This is a genomic window from Paenibacillus taichungensis (assembly GCF_013359905.1).
GTDB classification, from domain to species: domain Bacteria; phylum Bacillota; class Bacilli; order Paenibacillales; family Paenibacillaceae; genus Paenibacillus; species Paenibacillus taichungensis.
The window spans coordinates 417,613-435,183 of record NZ_JABMCC010000118.1 but is presented as its reverse complement, the minus strand read 5'-3'; the positions used below and the strand labels follow the sequence as shown (position 1 = coordinate 435,183).

The window sequence follows — 17,571 nt, the reverse complement described above, 5'->3', positions numbered from 1 at the left end:
TATGGATACAAACCATGCATTCAAGAGAACACATTCGCAATATTGCGATTATTGCCCACGTCGACCACGGGAAAACAACGCTCGTCGACAAGTTGCTCCAGCAATCCGGTACTTTCCGTGATCACGAAACGGTACAGGAGCGCGCAATGGACTCCAACGATTTGGAGCGTGAACGCGGTATTACGATTCTGGCCAAAAACACAGCTATTACCTATAAAGATTACCTGATCAATATTGTGGATACACCAGGACACGCCGACTTCGGTGGTGAAGTGGAACGTATCATGAAAATGGTTGACGGCGTATTGCTCGTTGTTGATGCTTATGAAGGATGTATGCCGCAAACGAAATTTGTATTGCGTAAAGCACTGGAGCACAACCTTACACCTATCGTTGTTGTAAACAAAATTGACCGTCCAGCGGCTCGTCCGGCTGAGGTAATTGATGAAGTATTGGACCTGTTCATTGAACTGGGTGCCAACGATCAACAACTTGAATTCCCTGTTGTATATGCTTCCGCATTGAACGGAACATCCAGCATGGAAAGTGATCCTGCTAAACAGGATGACAACATGATGGCGATCTACAATACCATCGTTAGTCACATCCCACACCCTACCGAAAATGTTGAAGAACCACTTCAATTCCTCGTTACTTTGATGGACTACAATGAATACCTTGGCCGTATTGCCATTGGTCGTGTTAACCGCGGTGTGATCCGTCAAGGACAATCGGTAACGGTTATTATGCGTGATGGTAAGAGCAAAACTGCACGTATCGAGAAACTGTTCGGTTTCCAGGGTCTCAAACGTATTGAGACGGAAGAAGCAGGAGCAGGTGACATCGTCGCGATTGCAGGAATCAAGGACATCAACATTGGTGAAACCATCGCTGATCCAAACAATCCTGAAGCACTTCCAGTTTTGAAAATTGATGAGCCTACACTGCAAATGACGTTCCTCGTGAACAACAGTCCATTCGCAGGTCGTGAAGGTAAATGGGTAACTTCCCGTAAACTTCGTGAGCGTTTGTTAAAAGAATTGGAAACAGACGTTTCCCTTCGTGTTGACGAAACGGATAGCCCGGATGCATTTGTCGTTTCTGGACGTGGTGAGCTTCACTTAGGTATCCTGATTGAAAATATGCGTCGTGAAGGATATGAGCTTCAAGTATCCAAACCAGAAGTTATCGTTAAAGAAGTTGACGGTAAGAAAATGGAACCTCTAGAGCGCTTGTTGATTGATATCCCTGAAGAAAGCATGGGTTCCGTAATGGAGAGCCTGGGCGCACGTAAAGCAGAGATGGTTAACATGGTCAACACAGGTAGTGGCCAAGTTCGTCTGGAGTTCCTGATCCCAGCACGTGGTTTGATCGGATATAGCACCAACTTCCTGACATTGACTCGTGGTTACGGTGTAATGAACCATGCATTTGACAGCTACGCTCCAGTAGTATCCGGTCAAGTAGGTGGACGTCACCAAGGCGTGCTGATCTCAACTGAAACTGGTACATCTACGTTCTATGGCATGATGGGCGTTGAGGATCGCGGTACGCTCTTCTTGGAGCCGGGTACTGAAATCTACGAAGGTATGATTGTTGGTGAACATACACGTGACAATGATATCGTTGTTAACATCTGCAAAGAAAAACAACTGACTAACGTTCGTTCTTCTGGTAAAGATGATACGGTTAAAATTAAAACTCCGATTATCTTCTCGTTGGAACAGGCGCTTGAATATCTGAATGAAGATGAATATTGTGAGATTACACCGAAATCTATTCGTCTTCGTAAGAAGATCCTGAATAAATCCGAGCGTGAGCGTGCTGAGAAACAACGTAAAATGGCTTCGAAAGCCTAATAACAACAAAATAAACTATATAAGTTAACGTTTGATGGAACATAGAAGTTAACGATGTTATGCACAGTGGAAGTAGTGAAGGGATCGGGTTCGATTCTGCAGAAGCGAAGCGTTCGCCTTTATCCCCGGATTTTACCATTGAGTAAATGGATCAAAAAAATCTGGGGATAACAGCGATCAAAAGAACGATCCGATACCGGAACGGTCACCTCCGATGTGTGTCTTATTCAGAGTTATCGAAAGGGTTTCACAATAGTTAACTTATATCCTAGCATGAACACGAAAGGAGCTGGCTGTGCATGCAAGCATGGTTCGCATCACACCCGATCGTAGCCTACATCGTCATCTTTGTATTGATTACTTACGTATATAACAAGGTGTTTCGGGTACGTCAGAAATTGCCACTTGGTAAGGAAATCGTTCTCTATATTTTGATGGCGATGGGCACATTCATGCTTCTTATTTTTCAGATCGACAAGCTGCCCATCATTCAATGTTTGTTGGTCGCGGTTGGTTTGATGTTGTTAGTGAGAGTGCGTTATTTTATTGAAGGTCGTCAAAAGAAAAAAGCGGAAGCTGCCGCTCGAAACTCATAAATTCTGTATAGTATAGACCATCCGTTTTCCTTAGGGAAAGCGGTTGTCTTATATATAGGCCAAAACAGATGTGATAAAGGTGTTGAAGATATGAACTCGAATTCGAACGGACTGCCTCCACGGAGACAGGCACCGACTCAATCCGGCGCTTCTGGATCGAAGAACGGCAAAGGCAAGCAACCAAAGAAGAAGAAAAAGATGCGAACCTTTGGCAGACTGATTTTAAGTTTATTGGTTATTGCAATTGTGGTTGGCGGCGGATATCTCTATTGGGTATACAATCAGGTAGCTGATACGGGTATTGATAAGCCAGTACCGGCTGGAATGTCAGCCAAAACCAAACCCATTACGATGTTGCTGCTAGGTACGGATAACCGTCCCGAAACAGGTACGTATCTCTCGGATGTGGTTATGGTAGCTTCTCTGAATCCGGAGACCAAGACGGCAACCATTGTATCTTTACCTCGGGATACCCGTATTCAGTTGGATGGATATAAGGCGAATAAATTGAATTCCTATTATCCTAAATTTAAAGCCCAAGAAAAAACCTCTGGCAAAAATGCAGAGGACCAAATGAAAGAAATGATGGGAAAATATCTGAATGTGGATATTAATTATACAACGGTATTGAATTTTCAAGCGTTCCGTGATGCGGTTAATGCTGTAGGTGGCGTGGATGTGACAGTGGATAAAAACATGTGTTACAAAGATACGGCCGATGGCACGGATATTAACCTGGTAGCTGGTGCACAGCATTTGGATGGTAAAGAAGCACTTGATTTTGTTCGTTACCGTAAATCGAACTGTAAGCCGAAGACAGATGAATCCAACGACTTTGACCGAAATAAACGTCAGAATCAAGTGTTGAATTCCATGTTGGATCAGTTGAAATCACTGGGAGGCGTAACGAAGATTGGTAAAGTGATAGGCGCTGTTGACGATAACATGACAACAGATGTGGAATCAGAGCAAATGAAGAACTTCATTTCAACCTATTGGAATATTTCCAAATCGGATGTGCACTACACACCTGTAACCGGAGAGTGGAGAAGTCCATATGTATATATCAACGAAACTGAATTGGCTAATGCCAAACAGGCGTTGCAGGATACACTTTCAGGCAAAGTAACAGCATCTCCAACAGCTGAGTAACATTGATTCTTTTGGGATTGGAAGCAAGTTTGATGGTATGCTATAATATCATCAACAACGAATTAAGAATTGCATAAAGAAGATTAGGGGGCTGGTTGGATGTCCGAAGCCGTCACACAATTGACTGAATCTCTTTTACAGCAATTCAAGAACGAAACCTTTGTGCTTTTGAGCACCGTGGACATTGAATCTGGAGGTCCGACATCAACAGCAATCTCCTGGATTTATGCGGAGAATGCTTCTACCCTTCGTGTGGCGATTGATCATCGTTCACGTCTCGTGAACAATATGATCGAGAACCCGGCTATTACCGTCACCATTTTTGGAGAAGAGATGGTGTATGCGGTAAACGGACGTGCTTCCGTACGACAAAATCCGTTACAGGATGTTCCGTTTAATATGTGCTGTTTCGACATTTCCATTGAAGCGGTAAGAAACGCCCTTTTTTATGGAGCCCAGCTATCTTCTGTGCCTCAATTTGTCAAAATATATGATCAGCGTGCTGCTGAGAAATTAGATGAGCAGGTTTTTACTGCAATGAAAAAAGCCTAGTGAGAGATCACTGGGCTTTTTGTTGTCTTTTGTCTGAAGAATGCAGCTGCTGCATTTGTTGTTCACGTTCAACATGTTCATCCGGATTTTGACGGACTTTGACATCTTTGGGTAGTTGGGGAATGATCCGGCCCACCATGTCAGCAAGTTCTGAAGCGAAACCGGATATTGGATGACCTTGACGAATATGCTCACCAATTTCCTTAATGCGTTCAGTGACATCAGCATCTGCGGTAACAATGGAATCCACACCTTCCGGATCTTTGCGGAGGGCTTCGGCTACAGAGTATTTAATTGTACCTACTCGTGCACGCTCCAGTTCACCGTCGACATCAATGCCAACTACGGCTGTATTACCAAGAATGACACAGTTGGCATCTTTGACACCTTCCACTTGCTTGGCAAGTGTTTTGAGGTGGGTCACCCTTTTTTCATTTGGCATCCGATCGGCTTTGGTGTTGTCCATAACGTTTTTCTCATGAACCTCACCTGTATTTTCGGTCAGATGGTCCACAGCTGAAGGGTGCAACCGATCTTCCTGAGTATTGAGCATGTGAGATCCTTTCCTTTGGTCTTGCTGAGTTGTAACATTTCCTCCGTAACCTTTGGCATGCTGACCTTGTTGCTGCGAGGCATTACGTGTAGAACTGTTGCAGCCTGTAAGTATAAAGATCAGAAGCAGCGTGCAAACCCAATATTTCATAAATGTTCATCCTTTCCTGGAGTTTTTCAGAATGGTTGACAATTATTTTGTCCTAGTCGAATACATTTATGTATGGGAGCATGATTGTCCATGTCGCTGCTGAAAGATCAAACTTATCCATGCCTTTAACGACGCCGCTTTGGAGGGGATTGAATGAAAAAGATTTTTGTATTGGATACGAACGTGCTTCTGCATGACCCCAATGCCATATTTGCCTTTGATGAACATGAGGTAATCATTCCCGCGGTTGTACTGGAGGAGATCGACTCCAAAAAAAGAAATGCCGATGAAATTGGGCGTAATGCCCGTAATGTATCAAGACTTCTTGATGGGTTGCGTGAATTGGGACATCTGCACAGTGGCGTCCCTTTAGCTAATGGAGGCTATCTGAAAGTGGAACTGAATCATCGTAGTTTTGTAAAAGTACAGGAAATGTTTGGAGAGGTATCCAACGATAATCGGATTTTGGCCGTCGCACTGAATTATCAGATTGAGGAAAATGAGAAAGAGGTCGTTGAGCGACAAGTGGTTCTGGTCAGCAAGGATGTGCTTGTTCGTATCAAAGCGGATGTACTCGGTCTTTTCACACAGGATTACTTATCAGATCGAACGGCAGGCCTTAGTGAATTATATCCAGGCTATACTGCCCTGAAGGTTCATCCTTCGGTCATTGATGAGTTTTACACATATCGCTTCCTACCGATCAAACCGTTACAGTTGTCTTATTCGCTTTACCCGAATGAATTTGTAATTCTCAAGGATGAGATGGGAACCAATAAATCGGCTTTACTCAAAGTAAATACAGAAGGAACGAAGTTGGAACCACTTTTCCTTAGTAATGATAATGTATGGGGCATCAGTGCACGTAACGCGCAACAGCGTATGGCCCTAGAACTGCTCCTGAATGATGATATTCCACTTGTCACGATTACAGGAAAGGCGGGTACAGGAAAAACTTTGTTGGCGCTTGCTGCGGGTTTACTTAAAGTGGAGGATGATCATAAGTACAAAAAATTATTGATCGCTCGTCCGGTTGTTCCGATGGGGAAAGATATCGGTTATCTCCCTGGTGAGAAAGAAGAAAAACTAAGACCATGGATGCAGCCGATTTATGATAACTTGGAATTTTTGTTTGATACCAAAAAAGCAGGCGACATTGATAAAATTCTAATGGGTCTTGGCAGTATTCAGGTTGAGGCACTCACTTATATTCGTGGACGGTCTATACCAGGACAGTTCATCATTATTGATGAAGCGCAGAATCTGTCTCGACATGAAGTGAAGACTATTGTATCAAGGGTGGGCGAAGGCAGTAAAATCATTTTGATGGGTGACCCTGAGCAAATAGACCATCCTTATCTGGACTCAGCAAGTAATGGTCTGACGTATATTGTGGAGCGGTTCAAGCAAGAGGGAATCAGTGGACACATTATGCTGGAAAAAGGAGAACGTTCCAAGTTGGCTCAGCTTGCAGCGGATTTATTGTAAGGTAACGGGAAGTTTATTTCCCGGAAAATGTTTCTATTGAACCGGCTCTTAGGGCCGGTTTTTTGCTGGAAAAATAAAAATCAGTTATTGCACAGAACTCGATATGCTCGAGGTATGCAAAATATCGGAAAACTGTTTTTTGGCAGGATAGGACAAGAGCACTACTTATTTGTTACAATGAGTGTTGCAGGAAAAAATTAGGTGAGCAAGGAGGGGAAGTTAATGAAGCGTGGACACCAGGTTGTTTTGTTCGCAGTGCTACTGCTTTCGTTAACGATTCTGTCTCCCAGCTTTGATTTTAGAGGTTCACAGCTTAATCAGGAACGAGATTCGGAAAAAGATGCATTTCCCAACACGTCATCTCGTAGTGAAGACCAACATGCCCCATTAGAGATTGTAGTCTCGATGTCTGAGACCGACTTTAAATCGTTTAAAAAGATGGCTAATGAAGTAGCAACTTCTCAACATGTGGAAATCAGTCTTCGGAATTTGGAGCCAGTTACATATAAGCGAGTGCTTGATAATAAGTTTTCGGTAGGAGAGAGCGGGGATATTATTCTTCTGGATAGCGCGGAAGTTCAATATCATGCCAAAAAAGGACATCTGTATCCGTTAAACGGTACAACACTGTCCAAGTCTTTGGGAGAAACTGTGGTTGGCTTACGTGAAATGACAGAGTGGAATGGTTACCAATGGGGGATGCCGTTTGATTTTGACGCTTATGTACTCGCAGCCCGCTCTCCATTCCTAGACGAAGCCGGTTTGGCAGGTTTACCCGAAAATAAGGAGCAATGGATCAAACTTGTACAACAAGCAACACAAGATGGAACGGATTTGATAAGTATAAATTCAAATGACCTTCATGCGGTAAGTGCGTGGCTGAATCAGTTTGAGCCAGGCATGGCCCCCGACAAAATTAAGAAAGCGCAAACTTCTTCGCAGACGGAGGCATACCAACAAATCATACAGCTGTTGGATCAGATTCAGTCGCACATTACAGCCGAATCCATAAATCCGATGATCTTTTCTTCTGATGAGCAGACGGGAACTCCTATGGTAGTAACGTTGCTTTCTCGTTTGTTGAGTGGAGATAAAGCCGGGGCAGGCGATCAGAGCTCATCGGAGAAGATAGCTCTCAGTGCGTTGGAACCGCTAAGATCAAGAAGTCTTGTTATCGCAGCTGGCTCACTTGAGGCGGAAGAGGCCAGCCGCTGGATTGAAGGAATGACTTCCTCTACCGTGCAATCGGAGTGGCACCAACAGGCTAACTATTTACCAGCAAAGCAACAGGAACTAGATCTTGAGTCACAGAAACTAATAACGAAGTATGATACGACTGATGTAAAATCCTGGTTTCCAGCTGAATCTTCACAGGCCGTAATGACGGAAAGTCCTATACTAACTTCTGCCTTTCAAAAAAAGATACAACAACTTCTTGCGGGAGAGATTACGGCTAATCAATATGTCAAAAGTATTATTGCCTTGCAAAGCTCGTCAAAATGAAATGGCGAGCTTTACTTCAAGTATGCCTTCGCTTGTGGATACCTCTGTGGCTTTGACAAAGGACAGAATTTTCTGTGGGTAAAATCCGAGATCGAATTCTCGTTCCAGCATACGACGTGTGGTATCGGGTAGTTCTAACTGATTAAACACAAGTTTATCGACATGAAATCGAATTGAATTCTGCGGTTCATTTTCGACCGTATAATGACCTTCAATGCTTAATTGCAACTGATCACGCTGCCCGGAAGCAGTGATTCGATCTTTGTCGAACTGAAAGGCGAAGTCTTCAAAGATCGGATTCTGTGATCGAAGAAACGTATTCAGCTCATCTTGTCCAATTCGAATGGTGTACGATGTTCCAGTAGTGGAGATTCCTCCGTTTTGTTCTTGGATAAACTGTGGCAGGTTCTGCATAGCTGATGCCAAAGCTTTAAAATATCGCTTGACCTCGTATATGCCAATGTTCTCCCAATAGATGGTCAACTCATCCATCAATTTTTGCATGGCTGCAGCATCCCCGCTGGCAGCTACTTTTCCGTCCACTTCTTTCTGCAATGCAAGTACCCGTTCACGTTGATGTTGAAGATTATTTTTGAGTTCAGACAGCTCTGCAGAGGTCTGATTAATCTGGGCAGACGTTTGCTGCATCGTGCGATATCGATCTTGATACTTGTCCAGAACAGCCTGATCCCTGCCAATAATAATCTGATAGTAATCGTATAGAATGAACAGATCCTTAATGGATCTTGCTCCGAGTACCGTCATCAAGAGACTATCACGCTCCCCGGTATAGTAGGATCTTACAACTGCGCCCGCTCGGTCTTGCTGAGTATGTATCTGGTCTTCCTGTTCCTGAAGCTGAATGGATAACGTCTGACGCTGTTCGTCCAACTGTTTTTGTCTTGCTGTAATACGTTCGATTTCATGATCGATTTCGACGATGGATAGGCTTTGTTGCAGTATTTCGCGTGTTTCCTCAGATGAAGGCTCTCCATAGGCATAAGTCCAAGGTAGCTGGATCAAAAATATAATACATACGATGAAGCCGGGAATGCCGTATCGACGTTTCACCCATCATTCTCCTTTCCATACCTACATATGATGCGACCAGGCTTATCTCTTCCAGACAATATATGAAATAGATACGTGAAATATCCGTAGTGGTTACATAACACAAAGAATAGTCATTTAATCTGAAAACGACAAAAAAGCAATCCGACATTAGCCGGATCGCTTTGATGCTGCTGGCGGATTAGAGCGGCAAATCCATTTGGAATACGGTCCAATAGCTGAACCCTGTGAATGTCACGATCATATAGCCCCAGAAGAGCAATATGTACGTACGTTCCGTAAATTTCAAATATCCCAAAATGACAAAAAACGCAGTCTGCAGGAAAAAAAGCAAAGCCATTTCGACCAGGTCTCCCGCAAAAGCCATCAGGCCAATCGCTAGCGTGAAGAACCCGAGTACCCGAAACATGCGCGCCACGGTAAGTCCTCCTCTCCTATGTACGATCATAGATTGTCTACACAACATTATACCGGGAAAGGAAAAAGGTGTAAACAAAATTGGATATGAAAGCGAATTCTTTTTTTGGCCTAAAAGAGTTAAAGTATGGTTTGTTTTGCATATGTAACGTATGAGTACTCATAAATGTGGAAATACATTTTAGTATGAAATCAATTCTATGAACTCTATGAGAGGCATAAGAATGAATAAAGCAGCTTTTATACCTAATTCACATGCCGGGAACTCGGTTATGGGGACGGTTATTTTAGGATGTTGTTAGGAGGGTATTATAGCATGACTGCAGTGAGACAGGATGCTTGGAGTACAGAGGACGATTTGATTTTGGCTGAGGTTACTTTGCGTCATATTCGGGAAGGAAGTACACAACTGGCTGCTTTTGAAGAGGTTGGCGAAAAAATAGGCAGAACTTCTGCCGCTTGCGGTTTTCGCTGGAACAGCTGTGTACGTAAGAAATATGAGTCTGCTATAAGCAATGCTAAGGCTCAACGACAAAAACGAAGTTATCTCCGCAAACAACCGGCTTTGCTTGGACCACAAGTAGCAGCTTTGTCCACCCTGGATACAGAAGAAAATCTGTACAAGGCGGATGGTATTTCGGAAGACTCTCTATCCATCGATGCAGTTATACGATTCTTGCGGCAATGGAAGGGAACTGTACAGGAAAACGGTCGCCAGCTCAAAATGCTTGAGAAAGAGCTTCGTGAAAAAGAGGATGAACTTCATGAACTGCGTTGCGAGAATGATCGTCTGTCTAAGGAAGTGAATGAAGTACAGACTGATTATCGTGTTGTAAACGACGATTATAAAGCATTGATTCAGATTATGGATCGTGCTCGCAGACTTGCATTTCTGACAGAAGAAGAAGAGGAACTCAAAACGAGATTCAAAATGGATGCCAACGGGAATCTGGAACGAATTGAATAAAAGCAAACGATGTCTGATGATCAGCATTAGATTAGGCCCGTCACACCTCCGTTACATAACGGCGGGTATGATGGGTTTTTTGTTTGCTGTTTTTGTTCTATTATAGATAAAAGCAACTATTGGAGCAGAGGTAGGGATGCAGGATGATCATTGACATTGTAGGTTCAGGGTCACTGGGTCTTTTGTATGGAGGTAAGCTTCAGGACGCAGGCAACGAGGTTCGATTTTGGACAAGAACGGCCGAACAGGCAAACAAACTTAGTATCGAAGGATTTAAGGTCATTGAACAGGAGAAAACCATCCAGATTACACCTGATCATACCCAGGCCAAGCCGATTACGGAGTTAAATCGAGTATGGAAACACTCACCTGGAGATTGGCTACTATTAATGGTGAAACAGACAGCGATACATGATGTTATACGTGAAATTGGTTCATTGAAGACGCAAGTGCTCAACATCGCATGTTTCCAAAATGGGGTTGGGCATCTGGAACATGTGCAAACCAATATGCCACATTCCAATGTATACAGCGTCATAACCACAGAAGGGGCGAAACGACAGCAAGATGGAGTCATCCGTGCAGGTATAGGAGAGACCTGGTTGGGCAAAAGTGCAGATGTACGTATCTCATCTCTAACGCCAATGGATTCTAATGAACTCGTTCGTTTACAGGGACTTTTGCAGCAGGCAGGATTTGGCTGTACAGTGTCGAATGAAATCGATAAGCTGATTTATAGGAAGTTGTTAATCAATGCTGTCATTAACCCACTTACCGCGATATGGCGTATTCCTAACGGGGAGTTAATTACAAAGGAAGAGCGAATCATGTTTATGCGTCAGTTGTACGATGAGGCATTGGCGGTATACAGAGCAAGCGGAATACTTCTTGAGGTAGATGTGTGGGAACAAATCCTTTCCGTCTGTCGTTCCACAGCCTCGAATACATCTTCCATGCTGTCAGATGTTCTGCATGGACAAGAAACGGAGGTACAATCCATTAATGGGCAAATTGTAAGCATGGCGTATCGGTGTGGCCTGTCTGCTCCAACGCATGAAGTACTGCTTCATCTGATTGAAGGTATGCAACCGGAAGGAGTGAGTTAATGGGATTTTTTATTGTGCTGAGCATACTGCCGTTCTTTCCGTTTTTTCTTGTCTATTGGATCATGTATGGATGGAAAAAAGATAAGCGTGTGGCGCTGCGCTCGGCAATGGATGTTACAACCTTATTCCTTATATTCTCTGTATCGGCGTTATTCAACTTAACATTTGATTCGAATTTTGGATTTTATTTAACATTAATACTCATACTAATAGCGCTTGGATTCATCGGAGGGGCACAAAATCGGCTCAAAGGTAAGGTCGATGGGGGTAGAATGTTCCGGGCCGTTTGGCGCATGGCTTTTGTCATAATGAGTTTTGGATATGTTTTGTTTACTATATTTGGATTATTTAGATACTTCATGAAACAGATGTGAGGATACATAACGCAAAAGGGCTAAAAAATGTGTCGATTTTGTCGAAAACTGAAAAAAACATTACTTTCTGAAAAAGTAATGTAGATTTTTTTGACCGGTGGTTGTATAATCTATAAACATATACCACATCAATTTAGGGGGAAAGTGTTAGATGAAAAGGAAAAGTCTATTAGTCCTTTTGACGCTGATTTTGGCGTTCGGTACCGTACTTGCAGCGTGCGGATCGAAAAACGAAGGCACAGGTAACACCGATACTGGTTCTGCAACCGAAGGAAATGGTCTTGCTAAAGATCAAGTCCTGAAAATTAACCTGTCAGCTGAACCTCCTACGTTAGACCCGGCTCAAGCAAAAGACAGCCAAACCAACACTGTACTGAAATTCTTGTATGAAGGTCTTGTGCGTATCGACCCTGATGGCAAAGAAGCTCCAGGTGTTGCTAAAGACTGGACAATTTCCGAAGATGGTTTGAAATATGTTTTCAACCTGAACCCGGATGCTAAATGGAGCAACGGTGATGCAATCACTGCCGAAGACTTTGTACGTTCTTGGGAACGCGCTTTGAAACCGGAAACAGCTTCTCCATATGCTTACCAACTGTATTACATCAAAGGTGCTGAGGGTTACAACCTGAGCAAAGACGAAACATATAAAGGTACTAAAATCACAGACTTCTCTCAAGTAGGTGTTAAAGCTACTGATGAGCACACGCTGGAAGTAACGTTGGAAAACCCAACACCTTACTTCTTGGGTCTGACAGCATTCTACACGTACTACCCAGTACACAAGTCTGCTGACACGAATGACAAATTCTTCACAGACTACAAAAACATGATCGTTAACGGACCATTCACAATGGATCAATACGCTAAAGGTCAAAAAATCGTTGTGAAGAAAAACGATAGCTACCATGCAGCTTCTGACATCAAATTGTCTGAAATTAATATGTCCCTGACAAACAGCAGTGCTTCCGAACTGCAAGCTTACAAGTCTGGACAATTGGACTACACAGGCGCACCTAACGGTGAAATTCCTTCCGACCAAATTCCTTCTGTAAAAGCGGAATTGCCGGACGAGTTTAAAGCTACTGGTATTGCAAGTACTTACTACTACCAGTTCAACGTTAATGAAGCTCCATTTAACAACGTTAAAATCCGTAAAGCTTTTGCAATGTCAATCGAGCGTCAATTGATCGTTGACAAAGTAACACAAGGTGGACAAATTCCAGCTTTCGGCTTTGTACCTCCAGGTATCCGCGGTGAAAACGCCGAATTCCGTGATGAGCACAAAGACGACTACTTCACTGAGAACGTAGAAGAAGCTAAGAAATTGCTTGCTGAAGGTATGAAAGAAGAAGGCTACACAACATTGCCAGCAGTAACTTTGATCTACAATACTAGTGACGGTCATGCGAAAATCGCTCTTGCTGTTGCTGACATGTGGAAGAAAAACCTTGGTGTTGACGTGAAAACGGAAAACCAAGAGTGGGGCGTATTCCTTGAGAACCGTCAAAACCAAAACTTCCAAATCGCTCGTGCGGGCTGGTCTGCTGACTACAACGATCCGTACAACTTCTTGGAAATGTGGACTACTGGAAACACAAACAATGATTCCAAATTCAGCAATGAACAGTATGACAAAGATGTTAAAGAGACTGTAAAATCTGCAGATCCAGCTACTCGTATGGCTGCTTTTGCTGACGCTGAGAAAATCCTGATTCAAGATGAAATGGGCGTATTGCCGATTTATTACTACACTAACGTATCTTTGACTAAGCCTTACCTGAAAGGCATACAACTTGATTTCAGTGGAGCTATTGACTTCACTCGTGCATATCTGGAAGAGAAATAAGTTGTTCTGAAGTCTATATGATTACTTCGGGATATATATGTGGAATTCCATATATATCCCGATTTTTTTGTATGTGCACCGATTTTCCTTATAATTCTTGAAATTTCCGATAAATGGATTGGACATTATTCTTGTCTAATTCTACAATCGATTTGTATACAAAATATTGTTTTGTGGAGGTGTGCAAGGGTTGGTTAAGTACGTGCTGAAAAAACTGCTATTTATGCTGCTATCGCTTTTCATACTCGCATCAGCAACCTTCTTCCTGATGAAGGCCATTCCAGGTGACCCTTTTACATCCGAGAAAAAAGTATCACCTGAAATCCGGGCACTTTTAGAAGTGAAGTATGGTTTGGACAAACCGATGTATGAACAATACCTGAAGTATATGGGTGGAATCATTCAGGGTGATTTCGGGGTTTCTATGAAATACCTGAATCAAGATGTAACGGGTATGATCACTCAAACGTTTACAGCATCGCTGAAGCTAGGAATCTTTGCGATTATTATCTCAATTGTTGTGGGGGTTTTGTTGGGGCTTATTGCCGCAGTGTACCATCGCAAGTTGATTGATGATATTACGATGATTCTGGCTGTTATCGGGATTGCTGTACCGAGTTTCTTGCTCGCATCCCTGGTGCAATATGTTTTTGCATTCAAACTCGGCTGGTTTAATGTTATGGGCTTCGATGGCCCACTCGACTATGTGCTTCCGGTTGCCGCACTGTCAGCATCTCCAATTGCCTTTATCGCACGTTTGACGCGTTCAAGCATGTTGGAAGTGTTGCATGCAGATTACATCAAGACAGCCAAAGCCAAAGGTTTGAAATGGCCTGCTATCATGTTTAAACACGTTTTACGGAACGGTATTTTGCCAGTCGTTACTTATGTTGGTCCGATGACAGCAAATATCATCACGGGTTCCGTTGTTATTGAGCAGATCTTTAATATTGGTGGAATTGGTAAAGTATTTGTAGAGAGTATTACGAATCGTGATTACACGATGATCATGGGGATTACAATCTTCTATGGTATTCTCTTGATGCTTGCACGTTTCCTGACGGATATCGCTTACGTGTTGATTGATCCTAGAATTAAGCTAGAAAGCCGGAAGGGGGCATAACGTTGTCTGGCACGAATAACAACAATAATGAAACGGCGAACACAGGCCTGGATAGTCAGGCAGCGTTGAAATCGCAAGAGAGTGTATCGCTATTCAAAGACGCTATGTACAGACTTGCAACCAACAAGGCCGCTATGATTAGTTTGGCTGTTCTAGTCCTTGTTGTCATTTTCTCTATGATTGGTCCAACTTCGTTGTTCTCAAGCTATAATTATTATTCCAATGATTTGTTAAATGCCAATGCTGCACCGAGTGCTGAACACTGGTTCGGAACAGATGAACTGGGTCGTGATGTATGGGTAAGAACCTGGGTAGGTGCACGTGTGTCTCTTACTGTAGGTTTGGCTGCTGCTTTGATTGACCTTGTCATCGGGGTAATTTATGGAGCCATTATGGGCTTCTACGGTGGACGTGTTGATGGCATCATGAACAAGTTCTCTGAGATCTTGTACTCCCTGCCATACATGCTCGTTGTTATCCTGTTGCTGGTTGTATTGGAGCCAAGTCTGACAACGATTATCATTGCACTCACCATTACAGGATGGATCAGTATGTCCTGGATTGTGCGTGGCGAGATTATGCAACTCAAAAACAGAGACTTTATCCTTGCTGCTCGTTCCATGGGCGCAAGCACTGGACGTCAACTCTTCCGTCATTTGTTGCCAAATGCTGTCGGACCAATTCTCGTTACATTGACGTTGTCCATCCCAAATGCCATCTTCGCAGAAGCATTTTTGAGCTTCCTCGGATTGGGTGTATCTGCACCTAAATCCTCTCTTGGATCTATGATCAATGATGCACTTACAGGCTGGACGCTGTATCCTTGGCGGATGTGGTTCCCTGCAGGTTTGATGGTTATGACAATGCTCGCATTTAACTTGCTTGGTGACGGCTTGCGTGACGCGCTTGATCCGAAATTACGTAAATAGAAATAGGAGGTGGGATTATGGAGCCGATTTTAACAGTCAAAGACCTGAGTGTGTCATTTACGACGCGTTCTGGTGAGTTTGATGCCGTTAAAAATGTGAGTTTTGAACTTGGCAAAGGAGAGACGCTGGGGATCGTAGGTGAATCCGGTAGTGGTAAGAGTGTTACTGCCCAAACCATCATGAAATTGATTCCCTCCCCGCCTTCGAAGGTCAAAAGCGGAGAAATTACTTTTCACGGGCAGGACCTGCTGAATAAGACAGATAAACAGATGGAAGCCATCCGTGGTAAAGATATCGGCATGATCTTCCAGGATCCAATGACTTCTTTGAATCCTACCATCAAAATTGGTAAGCAAATTACCGAGGTACTGCGCAAGCATCAGAACATGTCCAAAAAAGAAGCTGAAAAAAGCGCATTGGAAATGCTCGAACTTGTAGGCATCAAAAATGCGGAAGCGCGTATGAACCATTATCCACACCAATTTTCCGGTGGTATGCGCCAGCGTGCTATGATTGCAATTGCCTTGGCATGTCGTCCATCCCTTCTGATTGCGGATGAGCCAACAACTGCACTCGACGTAACGATTCAGGCACAAATCTTGGATGTTATGAAAGACATGCAGCAAAAGCTTGGAACTTCGATCATGCTTATCACGCATGACCTTGGAGTAGTTGCAGGAATGTGTGACCGTGTTGTCGTTATGAAGGAAGGCGAAGTTGTTGAAACAGGAACAACTGCTGAAATCTTCAGTAATCCTCAACATCCATACACGATTAAATTGCTGAATGCTCTTCCTCGTCTGGACGAGCCTAAAAAAGAAAAGCCTACTCCAGTTGGTATTATCAAAGGTGCCAACAAGCCGCTGGTTCAAGTGAAGAACCTGAAACAATACTTCAATTTGGGCAAAGGGAACATTCTCAAAGCGGTTAATGATGTTAGCTTTGATATTTTTGAAGGCGAAACACTTGGAGTTGTAGGGGAGTCTGGCTGTGGTAAATCCACAACTGGCCGTACAATTCTGCGCCTTTATGAGCCAACAGGCGGAAATGTTAACTTTAATGGAACGGATATTTACAAGCTGTCCCCACGCAAGATGAAAGAAATGCGTAAAGATATGCAGATGATTTTCCAGGATCCTTATGCATCCTTGAACCCACGTTTCAACGTTATGGATATCATCGGTGAATCTCTTGATATTCATGGTCTGGCATCAAGTCGGACAGAGCGGAAGAGACGTGTTGAAGAATTGCTTGATCTTGTAGGTCTGAATCCTAGCCACGCACTCCGTTATCCGCATGAATTCTCAGGTGGTCAAAGACAACGGATCGGGATTGCACGTGCATTGGCCGTAGATCCTAAATTCATCATCTGTGATGAGCCATTGTCAGCATTGGACGTTTCCATTCAGGCTCAGGTCGTTAATTTGCTTGAAGAACTTCAGCAACGCCTCGGCTTGACATACCTGTTCATTGCGCATGATTTGTCCATGGTTAAACATATCAGTGACCGTGTAGCTGTAATGTACATGGGTAAAGTGGTCGAGTTGGCAGAAAGTGAAGAACTTTATGCTAATCCAATTCACCCTTACACCAAAACATTGCTGTCTGCGATCCCTGTACCTGATCCGGAAGTAGAAGCGAGCAAACGTCGCATCTTGCTGCCGGAAGAACAAGCACTTAAGAATGGATCTGGTGGTCCTGCAAGTGATCCATACAACCTGCAGAACGCTCAATTGATTGAGGTATCCAAAGGTCACTGGGTTGCAGAACCTTACGTATAAAAAGTACAAATTTCATTTGGACTTATCCATGAATATCAAACCGCCGACTTTGTTCGGCGGTTTTTTATTTTTTGATGCACTTTCTTTTGACGAAGAGGGCT

At 43.4% G+C, this 17,571-nt stretch carries 16 protein-coding genes; 13 read left to right on the top strand and 3 right to left on the bottom strand.

From position 1 onward, the window contains the following. Window positions 1–14 precede the first annotated feature (14 nt). The 4 genes from typA (at window position 15) to HP548_RS25185 (ending at window position 4,159) form a co-directional block, all read left to right on the top strand. A complete protein-coding gene (gene typA, locus HP548_RS25200; RefSeq protein WP_076288111.1) occupies window positions 15–1,859 on the top strand; it encodes a translational GTPase TypA in 1,845 nt (614 codons plus the stop codon). Between the two features lie 299 nt (window positions 1,860–2,158). Continuing rightward, on the top strand, window positions 2,159–2,455 hold the full coding sequence (locus HP548_RS25195) for a YlaH-like family protein (protein ID WP_036614990.1): 297 nt from the start codon (window positions 2,159–2,161) through the stop codon (window positions 2,453–2,455). 90 nt (window positions 2,456–2,545) lie between these two features. Further along, window positions 2,546–3,607, top strand: coding sequence for an LCP family protein (locus HP548_RS25190; protein WP_076288112.1), 1,062 nt, complete (start codon window positions 2,546–2,548; stop codon window positions 3,605–3,607). A 99-nt stretch (window positions 3,608–3,706) separates the two neighbouring features. Further along, complete coding sequence (locus HP548_RS25185) at window positions 3,707–4,159, top strand: pyridoxamine 5'-phosphate oxidase family protein (RefSeq protein ID WP_063567005.1); 453 nt, start codon at window positions 3,707–3,709, stop codon at window positions 4,157–4,159. A gap of 7 nt (window positions 4,160–4,166) precedes the next feature. Here HP548_RS25185 and HP548_RS25180 read toward each other — a convergent pair whose 3' ends face one another. After that, window positions 4,167–4,862, bottom strand: a complete 696-nt coding sequence (locus HP548_RS25180; protein WP_064636421.1) for a YhcN/YlaJ family sporulation lipoprotein — start codon at window positions 4,860–4,862, stop codon at window positions 4,167–4,169. A gap of 153 nt (window positions 4,863–5,015) precedes the next feature. Here HP548_RS25180 and HP548_RS25175 point away from each other — a divergent pair, with 153 nt between their 5' ends. Together HP548_RS25175 and HP548_RS25170 are read left to right on the top strand one after the other, a co-directional pair. Next, window positions 5,016–6,350: a PhoH family protein gene (locus HP548_RS25175; protein WP_076288113.1), complete on the top strand. Its 1,335-nt coding sequence runs from the start codon at window positions 5,016–5,018 to the stop codon at window positions 6,348–6,350. A gap of 222 nt (window positions 6,351–6,572) precedes the next feature. After that, window positions 6,573–7,853, top strand: coding sequence for an ABC transporter substrate-binding protein (locus HP548_RS25170; RefSeq protein WP_175383165.1), 1,281 nt, complete (start codon window positions 6,573–6,575; stop codon window positions 7,851–7,853). Here the strand turns inward: HP548_RS25170 and HP548_RS25165 are convergent. Beyond that, window positions 7,845–8,924, bottom strand: a complete 1,080-nt coding sequence (locus tag HP548_RS25165; protein ID WP_083678793.1) for a coiled-coil domain-containing protein — start codon at window positions 8,922–8,924, stop codon at window positions 7,845–7,847. The genes HP548_RS25170 and HP548_RS25165 overlap by 9 nt on opposite strands. 181 nt (window positions 8,925–9,105) lie before the next feature. Continuing rightward, the gene (locus HP548_RS25160) at window positions 9,106–9,342 is read right to left on the bottom strand and encodes a DUF2626 domain-containing protein (protein ID WP_053781237.1); all 237 of its coding nucleotides are present in this window, start codon (window positions 9,340–9,342) and stop codon (window positions 9,106–9,108) included. A gap of 315 nt (window positions 9,343–9,657) precedes the next feature. Between HP548_RS25160 and HP548_RS25155 the strand changes: the two genes are divergently transcribed. From HP548_RS25155 to HP548_RS25125, 7 genes are all read left to right on the top strand, one after another. After that, complete coding sequence (locus tag HP548_RS25155; protein ID WP_063567002.1) at window positions 9,658–10,308, top strand: RsfA family transcriptional regulator; 651 nt, start codon at window positions 9,658–9,660, stop codon at window positions 10,306–10,308. Between the two features lie 143 nt (window positions 10,309–10,451). Next, window positions 10,452–11,414, top strand: a complete 963-nt coding sequence (locus HP548_RS25150; protein ID WP_175383164.1) for a ketopantoate reductase family protein — start codon at window positions 10,452–10,454, stop codon at window positions 11,412–11,414. Then, complete coding sequence (locus tag HP548_RS25145) at window positions 11,414–11,788, top strand: DUF3397 domain-containing protein (protein ID WP_076288116.1); 375 nt, start codon at window positions 11,414–11,416, stop codon at window positions 11,786–11,788. The genes HP548_RS25150 and HP548_RS25145 overlap by 1 nt, the downstream gene beginning before the upstream one ends. A 151-nt stretch (window positions 11,789–11,939) precedes the next feature. Further along, on the top strand, window positions 11,940–13,637 hold the full coding sequence (locus HP548_RS25140; protein WP_076288117.1) for a peptide ABC transporter substrate-binding protein: 1,698 nt from the start codon (window positions 11,940–11,942) through the stop codon (window positions 13,635–13,637). A 190-nt stretch (window positions 13,638–13,827) separates the two neighbouring features. Then, window positions 13,828–14,760 (top strand): ABC transporter permease, encoded by a 933-nt coding sequence (locus HP548_RS25135; protein ID WP_076288118.1) that lies wholly within the window; start codon window positions 13,828–13,830, stop codon window positions 14,758–14,760. Window positions 14,761–14,807: 47 nt separating this feature from the next. Then, window positions 14,808–15,689 carry an ABC transporter permease gene (locus HP548_RS25130; RefSeq protein WP_371121656.1) on the top strand — a complete coding sequence of 294 codons (882 nt, stop codon included), beginning with the start codon at window positions 14,808–14,810 and terminating at the stop codon, window positions 15,687–15,689. Between the two features lie 17 nt (window positions 15,690–15,706). Next, window positions 15,707–17,470 (top strand): ABC transporter ATP-binding protein, encoded by a 1,764-nt coding sequence (locus HP548_RS25125; RefSeq protein WP_099858468.1) that lies wholly within the window; start codon window positions 15,707–15,709, stop codon window positions 17,468–17,470. Window positions 17,471–17,571 lie beyond the last annotated feature (101 nt).